This is a genomic window from Christiangramia sp. (assembly GCF_029937855.1).
In the GTDB taxonomy this organism is placed as follows: Bacteria; Bacteroidota; Bacteroidia; order Flavobacteriales; family Flavobacteriaceae; genus Christiangramia.
Genome location: NZ_JAPYPC010000012.1, coordinates 51,764 through 64,215 on the forward strand (window position 1 = coordinate 51,764; position 12,452 = coordinate 64,215).

Here is a 12,452-nt window from a genome sequence, read left to right on the forward strand (position 1 = left end):
TTGTTATCTTTCAGAATTAATAGAATATGAGGAACCTTAACATTGAAAGATATGTCACAGCAAGAAAATGAGAACAAGAAGAACCTTTCCCCCGAAGATTTAGAGAAGAAAGAAAATAAGAAGACTTCAGAGGAAAAGACTTCAGAGGAAAGCACAGCGGAAATGACGGATAAGCCTGTGGATGAAGTAAAAAAGGAAGACTCAAAGGAAGTTTCTTCCGAAGAAAAGGCTGAGGAATCAACAGATCATGAAGATGCGATGCTTCATGAATCGGCTACCGGGAAAGCCACTTCAGATAAAATTTTCAGAGAAAAGAAAAATCCGGATGAAGATCCCTATACACATATGGAAGAAACGGAGGATGTAGAGAACCCATTTTTTAAAGAGCCTGAATTTAAAGGGGATCAGACTGAAAAAAAGGAAAAGCCTAAAGAAAAATTATCAGATTCTACAGATCATGAGGATGCCATTATTTCAGAATCTGAATCTAAAATTCAAAAAAGTGAAGATTCAGAAGAAGAAACAGAGAGCGATATCGGTGATGCCGTGGTAGGTGAAAGTAAGAAATCTTCAGGAAACCACGAGGAAGATATTAACAGTGCCGTAGCTGAAGATAGTGAGGATGAAAGTGCCACCGAGCGCCATAATATTGAGAAAAAGGACTATCATTCTATGAGCAAGGAAGCCCTGGCAGATGAGCTAGAGAAACTTCTGAAGAACGAGAAAATCCAGGCGATTAAAGAACATGTAGCTGAAATTCGGGCAGAATTCAATGCAAAGTTCGATGAAGAGATGGAAGAGAAAAAAGAAGATTTTCTTGCCGATGGCGGAAATATTATTGACTTCCATTATTCTACTCCGCTGAAGAAAAGGTTCAACTCAATTTATTTTGATTACAAGGAGCAAAGAAATAATTATTATAAACGCCTGAAAAAGGATCTTAATGAAAATCTTCAAAGGCGACTGGAACTTATTGAAGAACTAAAAGGCCTTATTGATGTTGAAGAAAATATCAATACCACGTATAACCATTTTAAAGAAATTCAGGAAAAGTGGCGTACGGCCGGTCCTATTCCCAGAGATCGCTACAATAATGTATGGAACACCTACCATCACCATGTAGAAAATTTCTATGATTTCCTTCACCTCAACAGGGAATTCAGGGATATGGATTTTAAACATAACCTGGAACAAAAACTAAAGGTGATAGATCGTGCTGAAGAGCTTCTTCAGGAAAAAGATGTAAACCGTGCCTTTCGGGAACTTCAGATGCTGCATAAAATGTGGAAGGAAGAACTTGGTCCGGTTGCGCGGGAGTATCGCGAAGATATATGGGAAAGATTTAGCACTGCCACCAAAAGAATTCATGATAAAAGACAGGAATATTTTAACAGCCTGGATGAACAGTATGAAAAAAACTGGGAGCGTAAGCAGGAGATTATAGAAAAAATTAAAGAAATCGCCGATCAGGATTTTGACAGCCACAATAAATGGCAGCAAAAGATAAAGGAAATCGAGTCTTTGCGTGAAGAATTCTTTAATGCCGGCAAAGTTCCACGCAACAAAAACCAGGAAACCTGGAATGCATTTAAAGAAAATGTTCGTCGGTTTAACCGGAAGAAAAATGCTTTTTACAAGAACCTGAAAAAGCAACAATATGAGAACCTTGAAAAAAAGAAAGAACTTATTAAGATAGCTGAAGATAATAAGGATAGTGACGATTTTAAGACCGTTACCCCTTTGATGAAAAAAATTCAGACTGACTGGAAAAAAGTGGGGCATGTTCCCAGAAAAGACAGTGATAAAGTTTGGAAACAGTTTAAAAAAGCCTGTAACCATTACTTTGACAGGCTGCATGCTCAAAAGAACGAAGACAACAAGGAAGAGGTAGAAGCTTTTGAAAAGAAGAAAAATATCCTTGACAAAGTGAAGGCCATTGAACTTTCCGGAACCAAAAAAGAAGACCTTGCCAAGATCAAAGAACAGATCAATGCCTGGAAAGAGATTGGAAAAGTACCTTATAACAAACGTTTTATAGAAGGGAAGTTCAATAAAGCTTTGGATCAACTATTCAAGAAAATGGATATTGATAATACCAAGGCTGAAATGATGAAGTATGAAAATAAGGTACAGGCGCTGGATAATGCTGATGATGATAAAAGAATAAGGAATGAACATTATTTTCTGACTAAAAAGATTGAAGAAACCAAAGCTGAAATAAGACAGTTAGAGAATAATCTTCAATTCTTCTCTAACGTTGATGATGATAATCCTTTGGTAAAGGAAGTACATAAGAATATTGCTAACCATAAAGCCGATCTTGAAGTTTGGAAAGAAAAACTGGAAAAGATCAAATCGCTTTATTAATTAAAATTCCATGCCTTGCAGCTTATGCAATTGCACCACCCGGTTTTTTGAGAGTGTTCAGGAACGGGAATATGTGCAGTGTACAGGTTGCAGGGCAATTTTTCTCTCCCCTGAATATTATTTAAGTCCGCAGGCAGAAAAATACAGGTACATTCTGCACAATAATGATGTAGATGACCCCGGATATATTCATTTTGCGAGTCCGATTATTAACCAGATCAAATCTGATTTTGACAATGATTCAAAAGGTCTGGATTTTGGATGTGGTACGGGTCCCGTGATCACTTCAGAATTGGAAAAATCAGGATTTAATTTAACACTTTATGATCCCTATTTTCAACCGAATAATAAAGTTCTGAAAAATACCTACGATTTTATTATCTGCTGTGAAGTCATGGAACATTTTCAAAATCCATTGCAGGAATTTAAGCTTCTTCGCTCTTTGCTGAAAGATAGGGGGAAACTATATTGTAAAACCGGGGTCTGGAATAAGAAGATAGATTTTCAGGGCTGGCACTATAAAAATGATCTAACCCATGTGATTTTTTATAGTAAAGAGACCTTGGAATGGCTTAAGACAAGTTTGAATTTCTCAGCCTTGAATATATGTGATGATCTTATTGTTTTTAGCGCCTGATCACTGTTTTTTGGCTTCATTCCAGAAAACATCCATTTCGGTCAGCGTCATATCTTTCAGGGCTTTATTATTCTCCTTTGCTTTTCTTTCTAGATACTGAAATCTTTTTATGAATTTTTTATTGGTCCGTTCCAGCGCATTTTCCGGGTTTACATTAAGAAATCGGGCATAATTGACCATAGAAAAAAGCACATCCCCAAATTCAGCTTCTATTTCATCCAGGTTATTTTCATTGACTTCGTGCTGAAGTTCTTCCAGTTCTTCCTTAAGCTTTTCAAACACCTGTTGCGGTTCTTCCCAGTCGAAACCAACTCCGGCAACCTTATCCTGTATCCTGTTTGCCTTAACGATCGCGGGTAAAGATCGGGGCACACCCTCCAAAACACTTTGCTTACCTTCCTTTAATTTAAGATTTTCCCAGTTCCTCTTTACGTCCTCTTCATCTTCAACTTTCACATCACCATAGATATGGGGATGCCTATCGATTAACTTATCACAAATACTATTAGCTACATCGGCAATATCAAAATCATTGGTTTCGCTTCCAATTTTGGAATAAAAAACCAGATGCAGTAACACATCGCCAAGTTCTTTTTTAATTTCCTCCATATCCTTATCCAGGATCGCGTCTCCAAGTTCGTAAGTTTCCTCTATGGTAAGATGTCTAAGGGATTCCATGGTTTGCTTTCTATCCCAGGGACACTGCTCCCGGAGCTCATCCATAATAGTTAATAATCTATCGAATGCTTTAAGCTGATCTTCTCTGGAATTCATGCGGAAATTGATTTTGGTAAAAATAAGATTTAGAGTCCTGAAACTTGAATTTAAAACACAAAAAAAGTCCTTCATTTCTGAAGGACTCTGCTTTTGGGTGGAAGACCGGTTTCGAACCGGCGACCTCCGGAACCACAATCCGGCGCTCTAACCAGCTGAGCTACAACCACCATGTGATTAGCGGTTGCAAATGTAAGTTATTTCAACAATTTCGCAAAGAAAAAAATTCAATTAAATAAGGTCAAAGATCGAATCTACCGCTACATTTCTTTCAACGTTAAATCCTTCAGCATGCTCTGTATTGATTAATCTTCCCATGTCCTGGGCACGGTAGGTAATGCTATCCAGAAAGTTACTGCTAGAAATAGGTGTTGCCGGCTCGCTATTTTTTTCATCGTAAAACTGGGATTTGTATGCTAAAACCGACTCTAGTTTTTTATCTAAATATCCCGTAATATCCACTACAAAGTCAGGTTGAAGATTCTTCCACTGTATATAATGAAACACATGTTTTGGTCTCCAGGCAGCTTGTTTATTGCCATCCATGATCGTTTCTATTTTCCTGAGTCCGCTTAAAAAACAGGCGTCACCTACTAATTGCGCAGCTTTACCGTGATCTATATGCCGGTCTTCAACAGCATTGCAAAGAACGATCTCAGGTTTATATTTTCTTATGATCTTGATCACTTCCAGTTTATGAGCCGTATTATTTTCAAAAAAGGCATCACTGAATTCAAGATTATGCCGCATTTTAACACCGAGAATTGCAGCTGCGGCCTGGGCTTCTTTATCCCTTATCTCCGCAGATCCCCGTGTTCCAAGTTCTCCCCTGGTAAGATCCAGGATTCCAACTTTCTTACCGCGATCTACCTCTTTTGCTATAGTTCCTGAGCAGCTTAACTCCACATCATCGGGGTGTGCACCTACTGCCAGTATATCTAATTTCATATAAAATTCATTCTAATTCTTAGCTTTTTTAATCGCCTGCTTAAGATCCTCTATAAGATCTTCATTTTCTTCAATTCCCACAGAAAACCGGAGTAAATTATCCTTTATCCCCTGATTGTTTCTTTCCTCTTCGGTTAACAAACCATGAGAGGTTTGAGAAGGAAGTAAAATGGTACTTTCTACTCCTGCAAGGCTCATGGAAGGTTTAATAAGTTTTAAAGCCTTCATAAATGCGGAAGCATTGATCTTTTCATTCAGTTCAAAAGATAACATTCCGCCAAAACCGTGCATTTGTTTTTTTGCCAATGCATGATCTGGATGAGACTTCAGGCCGGGATAATAAACACTGGAAACATCTGAATGTTCATCTAAAAATTCTGCCAATTTCATCGCGTTTTCATTCTGGGCTTTTACTCTAATTCCCATGGTCTTGATACTACGTTCCAACAGCCATACCGTATAATCACTAAGACTTCCTCCAAAATTTTTAGCCATCTGAAAGATCCTTTCAATATTTTCTTCCGAAGAAATGACCGTTCCAGCAAGAATATCACTGTGACCACCCATATATTTTGTTGCCGAATGCAGCACGATATCAATGCCAAAATCTATTGGATTTTGATTTACCGGTGAGGCAAACGTATTATCTATCATACTCACCAGGCCATGTTCCCTGGCCAATTTAGCCACCGCTTCCATATCTGTAAGTTTCAGTAAAGGATTGGAAGGAGTTTCAATATAGATCACCCTGGTATTATCTTTAATTTCAGCTTTTAAAGATTCGGCACTGGCATCATTTGCAAAGCTGTATTCAATTCCGAATTTATTAAACTCCTCTACTGCCAGATTACTGGTACCACCATATAAAGAATCCTGGAATACCACATGATCTCCAGAGCTCAGAAATGCCATAAGGGAAGTACTCACTGCGGCCATTCCACTCCCAAAGATCAGGGATGCTTCACCATGTTCCAGCGCTGCCATCTTTTTTGCAAGCGCCACCTGATTTGGCGTGTTAAAATATCGTGGATAACGTTTGGTTTCAACATCTTCGAATGCATAAGAAGTAGACATATATAAAGGAGAAACTGCGCCCTTAAATTCTTTATCTTCTAATTCCCCAACGTGGGTGCAAATGGTATTGATACCTTTAGAATTACTCATAAAGTTTTTTTTAGAAAATTGAGCCCTAATGTACTAAGAATTCTATTAAAATCAGTTCTTCTCTGTAGTTCTGGACAATGCATAAAAACAGACGTTAATTAAAGTTAAACCTTGAGCCCTGCCTCTGCTGATGCCTTTCTTTTTTGGTATCTTGACAATTGAATAAAAAATTGACTTAATGAAAAATATAAACGCTTACGCAGCGAAATCGAATGACGCAGAGCTAGAACCATTTGATATTGAAAGAAGAGAAATTTTAGCAGATGATGTAAAAATTGAAATCGATTATTGCGGAGTTTGCCATAGCGATATTCACCAGGTAAGAAATGACTGGGGAAATAGCAAATATCCTGTTGTGCCAGGACATGAGATAATCGGTCGGGTTACAGAAGTGGGAAAAGATGTAAAGAATTATAAAAAAGGAGATTTGGTAGGTGTTGGTTGTATGGTAGATTCCTGCCAGGAATGCCAGTCCTGTAAAGATGACCTGGAGCAGTATTGTGAAAATGGAATGACCGCTACTTACAACGGAAAAGATAAACATCTTGGAGGCCATACCTTTGGTGGCTATTCTGAAATGATCGTGGTTAAAGAAAAATTTGTACTTAAAGTTCCTGAAAATCTGGATACAAAAGCTGTGGCACCCTTACTTTGCGCAGGTATCACCACCTGGTCACCCTTGCGCCAGTGGAATGTAAAGAAAGGTAATAAGGTTGGTGTTGTAGGTCTTGGTGGTCTGGGACATATGGGTGTGAAATTTGCCAGCGCCCTGGGTGCTCATACGGTAATGATCACTACTTCTCCCGGAAAAGCTGAAGATGCTAAAAAACTGGGAGCAGATGAAGTTCTTATTTCCAAGGACGAAGACGAAATGAAAAAGCACCAGGGCACTTTTGATTTTATACTGAATACGGTTCCTGTTGGTCATGATACCAACCCTTATATCGGATTATTAAAAAGGGACGCAACCATGGCATTGGTGGGCGCTATTGATGAAATAGATATACACGGTGGCGGACTTATCATGGGCAGAAAAAGACTTGCCGGTTCCTTAATTGGGGGAATTAAAGAAACCCAGGAGATGCTGGATTTTTGTGGAGAGCATGATATCGTTTCAGATATCGAAATGATCGATATTCAAAATATCAATGAAGCTTACGATCGTGTTGTAAACTCTGATGTGAAATATAGATTTGTAATAGACATGAAATCTTTAAAAAATTAATATGAGTATCCTTTCTTCATTATTAGGCAACGCCGGTGCTATCGAAAAAGAAAAGCTTCAGGAGAAATATGGCAAATTATTAATCCCTTCTGAAGAAATCGAAGCTGGTTTTAAGATCATAAGGGACACCTTTATATTTACTAATAAGAGGCTAATTCTCGTGGATGTTCAGGGATTAACGGGCAGTAAGATTGAATATTTTTCAGTTTTATATAAAAGTATTACCAGGTTTAGTGTGGAGACTGCCGGAAGTTTTGACCTGGATGCTGAGCTAAAAATATGGATCTCAGGAGAGCAAACTCCTTCTATTTCCAAGCGTTTCAATAAGAAAGTAGATATTTATGAAGTTCAGAAGTTATTGGCAGAATTTACCTTGTAAATATTTGCAATAATTTTAGAATCATTGTGATGTACAATGATCATCTAAGCCACTTCCCAATCAAAGGATAAGTGGCTTTTTCTTTAAAGATATTAGGATCACAAGTTTTCTTAGCTGAGTTCCTATCTTTGTTTTTAGCATTTGTTGAACAACCAAGGAAAAAATATATGAGCATACTTTTAACCAATATAAAGGAACTACTACAAGTTAGAGAACCTAATTTTCTGAAAGTTTCCGGAAGTGAAATGAAAAAGCTTCCTACCATTAAAAACGCCTGGCTACTTATTAAAAATGAGAAAATTGCAGATTATGGATCGATGGACGAATTACCTGATATCAATGCTGATGAAACGATAGATACTAGCGGGAAAATTGTAATGCCCACCTGGTGTGATTCGCATACTCATATCGTGTATGCCGGAAATCGTGAACAGGAATTTGCCGACAGGATTAATGGGCTAAGCTATGAGGAAATTGCCAACCGTGGCGGTGGCATTTTAAATAGTGCAAAAACGCTGCAGGAGACTCCGGAAGATGAAGTTTACTTGCAGTCGGCCGAAAGACTGGAAGAAATAATGAAGCTCGGGACTGGTGCCGTCGAGATTAAATCAGGATATGGTTTAACTGAAGAGGCCGAACTAAAAATGCTTCGGGTGATCAAAAAACTACGGGAAAATTACAGTTTGCCTATTAAATCAACTTTTTTAGGCGCTCATGCCATTCCTAAAGAATACAAAAGCAAGCCTGAAGTATATATGAAGCTGGTAATAAACGAGATCTTACCAAAAGTTGCTGAACAAAAACTGGCCGAATATATAGATATATTTTGTGAAAAAGGATATTTCAGCGTAGAAGACGCTGATATGCTCCTAACTGCTGCAAAAAAGTATGGCCTTAAACCAAAAATTCATGTAAATCAGTTCAATGCTATTGGAGGCGTAAAAGCCGCAGTGGAACATGACGCGCTTAGTGTAGATCATTTAGAAGTGATTACAGATGAGGATATTGAGGTTCTAAAAGGCAGTAAAACAATGCCGGTGGCACTTCCCTCCTGCTCTTTATTCTTAAGTATTCCCTACACTCCAGCGAGAAAAATTTTAGATGCGGAATTGCCTCTGGCACTAGCCACCGATTTTAATCCTGGAAGTACTCCAAGCGGGAACATGAACCTGGTAGTTTCACTTGCCTGTATAAAAATGAAAATGACTCCAGAGGAAGCTATAAATGCTGCTACCATTAACGGGGCCTATGCTATGGAGTTGAGTGATACTCACGGTAGCATTACTAGAGGAAAAATGGCAAATTTTATTATTACCAAAGAGATTCCTTCTTATACTTTTCTACCTTATGCCTTCGGAACAAATTCCATAGAATCTGTATACATTAACGGAAAAATAATCTAAAATGAAAGGTTTAAAGCTCTACAGGAAGTCAGATGTTGAAAGATTGATTTCAACCAGAAAAGGAGAAGTAAAATTCGGCGAAAACCTTCAATTTATTTCCAAGTTTGAAGAACTTGAGATTCATCCTGCCGAATATGTCTTACTGGGTATCCCAGAAGATATAGGCGTGAGGGCAAACTTTGGGAAAGCGGGAACTTCAAAAGCCTGGAAAGCGGCTTTAAAATCCCTGGTCAATATTCAGGTAAACAGGTTTAATAATCCTGAAAATGTAATTTTACTGGGAGAATTGGATTGTGGAGAGTTCATGAACAAGGCTTCGCTTATTGATGAATCTGACCCTAACTATCACTCCAAACTGGGAGATTTTGTAAAAGAGATTGATCAACTTGTTTCAGATCTTATCCAGTTCCTTATTTCAAAGGGAAAAGTCCCTATTATTATTGGAGGAGGCCACAACAACGCCTATGGAAATATTAAAGGCGCAGCCAAAGCCCTGAAAGATCCCATAAATGTTATAAACATAGATGCACATACAGATCTACGGCAGTTAGAGCACAGGCATAGTGGGAATGGTTTCAGTTATGCCATAGAAGGACAGTTTTTAAGAAAATACTGTGTTTTTGGACTTCATAGCAATTATACTCCGGAATATATTTTCACCCAAATGGATTCTACGGAAAATGTAAAATATCATTTAACTGAAGATCAATTGCCTTACTCAGATGAGCTTACAAGCGGTTTTCAAAAATGTCTGGAAGAATTTGAAAGTTCGAAATTCGGGTTTGAACTGGATTGCGATGCAATGGCAAATTTTCCAAGCAGTGCCCAATCTCCTTCAGGTTTTTCTGTGGATCAGGTAAGGAAACTTGTTAGCCAGGCCGGAAAGAGAAAAAACTGCTGTTATTTCCATATTTGTGAAGCTGCGCCTAAAGACGGGAACGAAACACAGGTAGGCAAAGCCCTCGCTTATTTTATCTCAGATTTTATCAGGTAACTTCTAAGGATTTTTATCCAGCTTATTTTCTGAAGCCTGGCGCTGCCACGGAAACTTCCCTTCTATTTCTAGCTCTATAGACAAACTTAAGAATGTTCTTATCAATACGATAACTCCCAGCGTTAGCACTTTATCCATGGTTGGTTCTGTTACTACTGTTGCAATAATATCTGCAGCCACAAGAATTTCCAGGCCTAAAAGAATGCCTTTTCCCAATTCCTGACGCAGTAATTTATACGAACGCTGTTTTCCTTTTTGCACAGATAAAAGGAATTTACCCAGCGCTAAGATAGTTCCCACTAAAATAATAAGCACGCCCCCAACTTCAATTAGCCGGGCAATGTACTCGATATATAATTTTATATTTTCCATATTCTATTCTTCCGAAGACAATTTTTGATAGACCCCATTGGTCCATCCAAAGCCATCCTGAGTGGGGTACTCTCCTCCTCCACTTTCTTTGGTAAGATCTTCTACATTATATTTTTCCAGCATCTTATATGTTCTACCGTAAACATCCTTATTTAGTTTCAGCCAACCTGAACTTATTTTTTCAGCTAGTTTATTCTTATTATAGCTTTGAAGTCCCTTGATAGTAAGCCACTGTAAAGGTGCCCAGCCATTGGGAGCATCCCATTGCTGTCCCGTATTATAAGGTGTGGTTACAACTCCGCCAGGTTTTAGGAAAACTTCTTCAATTTTTTCTGAAACTAAATCGGCCTGTTGCGCACTGGCGATCTCGAAGAAAAGGGGATAGACGCCTGCCAGGGATAAACGCTCGGTTTGCTCGCCCTTTTTAAAGTTATAGTCCATAAAATATCCTTTTTCATTATTCCAATGATATTTTAAGATTGCATTTTTTCTGCTTTGGGCTTTCTGATTAAACTTTTCTGATTTTTCAGAATCTCCGCTAATTTCGGCAGCTTTTGCAATAATATTTTCCAGATTGTACATTAGAGAATTGAGATCTACAGGTACAATATGGGTCGTATGAATACTTGAAAGATCAAATTCACCTGCTTCATTCTTATTTAACCATCTACTGGAAAAATCCCAGCCAGATTCTGCTCCGGCTCTAAGATTTCTATATACTTCTTCTTTGGTTAGTTCAGGATTATCTGCTATTGCACTTTCTGCGGTTGCTACATCTTCCCGGTAACTCTCCGGTCTTGGGGTAGCCTTATCATCCCAATATCTGTTTAAAATTTCGCCATCCTGCATTTTAACCACTCGTCTATGCGTTTTTTCCTGATTGAGCTGTGAAGCTCCGTCCATCCAGAAATTATATTCCCTCTCCAACTCCGGTAGATATTTTGCATAAACCTGTTCTCCTTTAGATGTTGCAAGAACCTGCACCATCATAGCAAAAAAGGGCGGCTGTGATCTTCCTAGATAATAAGTCCTGTTTCCATTTGGAATAAAGCCGTATTCGTTGATCAGGTAAGCAAAATTATCTACCATATTCTGAATAGTTTCTATTTCTCCATCTTCCTGTAATCCCAGCATCGTAAAGTAACTATCCCAATAATAAATTTCCCGAAATCTGCCTCCCGGAACGATATATGGATTTGGCAAAGGAAGTAAAGTTCCGGAAATTCTCTCATCTGCCGGACGCTTAAGCACCTGCCAAAGATTTTTTATATGAGAATTAATGGAAGAAGAATCGGTTTCAAATTCAAAATCATTTCCGGGAATACTAAAATGCTGTTCCACAAAATCTGTGATACCCTCTGTGGTGGTATCCTTTAGCATATTATAGCGTTGCCTTATCAGGCCCACATTATATTCTGGAACCACATCTACAAAAGTTTTACTGTCTTTAAAAATCTCTTTTGTTTGTACATCGTAGAAAAGCTCGCCATATAGTTCTCCCGGCGGAAGTATTTCGACTTCATCTTCAATTATTTCCAATTCCTGTTCTGGATCGGGACCAATTTTACAGGAAAAAAATAAAGAGATTATTAATAGATAATTCAGAAAGAAAGGAATACGATGTTTCATAAATTCAATTTGATATGATAAATATAAGAGAATATAGGATTTCTCTTGTGTGGTTAATTCTGGAAAGTATTTAATAATTTTGATCTCAAAATAAAATGAAATGCAAATAGTTTCCTGGGAACCGAAATATTCCGAAGATTTTAAAGATATGAATCTTTATTGGTTGAAAGAATTTTTCTGGGTAGAACCACATGATGAGAATGTACTTGGAAATCCTGAAAAATATATCATAGAACCTGGCGGGAAGATTTTTTTCGTTAAGGAAAGTGAAGAAATCATCGGCTGTGTTGCCCTGATGAAAATAAAGGATGACATTTTTGAACTCACAAAAATGGCGGTTAAACCTGAATATCGTGGCAAAAAAATAGGTCAGCAATTAATGAATTATACCCTTGAATTTGCCAGAAAAAAGGATTGGGACCAACTTATTATATATAGTAACCGCAAATTGGAAAATGCCATTCATCTCTACAGGAAATATGGATTTGTAGAAATTCCCATCGAAGAAAACAACCCTTATTCCCGCGGCGATATTAAAATGAAATTAAACCTGTCTTAAA

12 protein-coding genes and 1 tRNA gene are annotated in these 12,452 nt (G+C 38.0%); 7 read left to right on the forward strand and 6 right to left on the reverse strand.

Annotated features, from left to right (window positions below; translation table 11 throughout):
- The first annotated feature begins 51 nt into the window (after positions 1–51).
- Positions 52–2,367, forward strand: a complete 2,316-nt coding sequence (locus Q1K34_RS08530) for a DUF349 domain-containing protein (protein ID WP_300437223.1) — start codon at positions 52–54, stop codon at positions 2,365–2,367.
- Between the two features lie 10 nt (positions 2,368–2,377).
- Complete coding sequence (locus tag Q1K34_RS08535; protein ID WP_300437226.1) at positions 2,378–3,004, forward strand: class I SAM-dependent methyltransferase; 627 nt, start codon at positions 2,378–2,380, stop codon at positions 3,002–3,004.
- Here the strand turns inward: Q1K34_RS08535 and mazG are convergent, their stop codons facing one another.
- From mazG to Q1K34_RS08555, 4 genes are all read right to left on the reverse strand, one after another.
- Positions 3,005–3,778 (reverse strand): nucleoside triphosphate pyrophosphohydrolase, encoded by a 774-nt coding sequence (mazG, locus tag Q1K34_RS08540; protein ID WP_300437229.1) that lies wholly within the window; start codon positions 3,776–3,778, stop codon positions 3,005–3,007. It abuts the gene before it with no gap.
- Positions 3,779–3,873: 95 nt separating this feature from the next.
- Positions 3,874–3,949, reverse strand: a tRNA-His gene (locus Q1K34_RS08545).
- Positions 3,950–4,009: 60 nt separating this feature from the next.
- Positions 4,010–4,726, reverse strand: a complete 717-nt coding sequence (bshB1, locus tag Q1K34_RS08550; protein ID WP_300437233.1) for a bacillithiol biosynthesis deacetylase BshB1 — start codon at positions 4,724–4,726, stop codon at positions 4,010–4,012.
- A gap of 12 nt (positions 4,727–4,738) precedes the next feature.
- On the reverse strand, positions 4,739–5,890 hold the full coding sequence (locus Q1K34_RS08555; RefSeq protein ID WP_300437236.1) for a PLP-dependent aspartate aminotransferase family protein: 1,152 nt from the start codon (positions 5,888–5,890) through the stop codon (positions 4,739–4,741).
- 178 nt (positions 5,891–6,068) lie between these two features.
- Between Q1K34_RS08555 and Q1K34_RS08560 the strand changes: the two genes are divergently transcribed.
- From Q1K34_RS08560 to Q1K34_RS08575, 4 genes are all read left to right on the forward strand, one after another.
- A complete protein-coding gene (locus Q1K34_RS08560) occupies positions 6,069–7,115 on the forward strand; it encodes an NAD(P)-dependent alcohol dehydrogenase (RefSeq protein ID WP_300437237.1) in 1,047 nt (348 codons plus the stop codon).
- Between the two features lies 1 nt (position 7,116).
- Positions 7,117–7,494: a PH domain-containing protein gene (locus Q1K34_RS08565; RefSeq protein ID WP_300437240.1), complete on the forward strand. Its 378-nt coding sequence runs from the start codon at positions 7,117–7,119 to the stop codon at positions 7,492–7,494.
- 167 nt (positions 7,495–7,661) lie between these two features.
- Positions 7,662–8,897, forward strand: coding sequence for an imidazolonepropionase (gene hutI, locus Q1K34_RS08570; RefSeq protein ID WP_300437242.1), 1,236 nt, complete (start codon positions 7,662–7,664; stop codon positions 8,895–8,897).
- 1 nt (position 8,898) lies between these two features.
- The gene (locus tag Q1K34_RS08575) at positions 8,899–9,891 is read left to right on the forward strand and encodes a formimidoylglutamase (protein WP_300437244.1); all 993 of its coding nucleotides are present in this window, start codon (positions 8,899–8,901) and stop codon (positions 9,889–9,891) included.
- A 3-nt stretch (positions 9,892–9,894) separates the two neighbouring features.
- On the opposite strand, the gene Q1K34_RS08580 is transcribed toward Q1K34_RS08575, so the two are convergent.
- Both Q1K34_RS08580 and treF read right to left on the reverse strand, forming a co-directional pair.
- Positions 9,895–10,263: a DUF1622 domain-containing protein gene (locus Q1K34_RS08580; protein ID WP_300437246.1), complete on the reverse strand. Its 369-nt coding sequence runs from the start codon at positions 10,261–10,263 to the stop codon at positions 9,895–9,897.
- Positions 10,264–10,266: 3 nt separating this feature from the next.
- On the reverse strand, positions 10,267–11,892 hold the full coding sequence (gene treF / locus Q1K34_RS08585) for an alpha,alpha-trehalase TreF (protein ID WP_300437248.1): 1,626 nt from the start codon (positions 11,890–11,892) through the stop codon (positions 10,267–10,269).
- A 100-nt stretch (positions 11,893–11,992) separates the two neighbouring features.
- Between treF and Q1K34_RS08590 the strand changes: the two genes are divergently transcribed.
- Positions 11,993–12,451 (forward strand): GNAT family N-acetyltransferase, encoded by a 459-nt coding sequence (locus Q1K34_RS08590; RefSeq protein ID WP_300437251.1) that lies wholly within the window; start codon positions 11,993–11,995, stop codon positions 12,449–12,451.
- The last annotated feature ends 1 nt before the right edge of the window (position 12,452 follow it).

Coding starts and splice junctions, on each gene's coding strand:
- Q1K34_RS08530 (WP_300437223.1), top strand. CDS start 52: ATGTCACAGCAAGAAAATGAGAACAAGAAGAACCTTTCCCCCGAAGAT.
- Q1K34_RS08535 (WP_300437226.1), top strand. CDS start 2,378: ATGCCTTGCAGCTTATGCAATTGCACCACCCGGTTTTTTGAGAGTGTT.
- mazG (WP_300437229.1), bottom strand. CDS start 3,778: ATGAATTCCAGAGAAGATCAGCTTAAAGCATTCGATAGATTATTAACT.
- bshB1 (WP_300437233.1), bottom strand. CDS start 4,726: ATGAAATTAGATATACTGGCAGTAGGTGCACACCCCGATGATGTGGAG.
- Q1K34_RS08555 (WP_300437236.1), bottom strand. CDS start 5,890: ATGAGTAATTCTAAAGGTATCAATACCATTTGCACCCACGTTGGGGAA.
- Q1K34_RS08560 (WP_300437237.1), top strand. CDS start 6,069: ATGAAAAATATAAACGCTTACGCAGCGAAATCGAATGACGCAGAGCTA.
- Q1K34_RS08565 (WP_300437240.1), top strand. CDS start 7,117: ATGAGTATCCTTTCTTCATTATTAGGCAACGCCGGTGCTATCGAAAAA.
- hutI (WP_300437242.1), top strand. CDS start 7,662: ATGAGCATACTTTTAACCAATATAAAGGAACTACTACAAGTTAGAGAA.
- Q1K34_RS08575 (WP_300437244.1), top strand. CDS start 8,899: ATGAAAGGTTTAAAGCTCTACAGGAAGTCAGATGTTGAAAGATTGATT.
- Q1K34_RS08580 (WP_300437246.1), bottom strand. CDS start 10,263: ATGGAAAATATAAAATTATATATCGAGTACATTGCCCGGCTAATTGAA.
- treF (WP_300437248.1), bottom strand. CDS start 11,892: ATGAAACATCGTATTCCTTTCTTTCTGAATTATCTATTAATAATCTCT.
- Q1K34_RS08590 (WP_300437251.1), top strand. CDS start 11,993: ATGCAAATAGTTTCCTGGGAACCGAAATATTCCGAAGATTTTAAAGAT.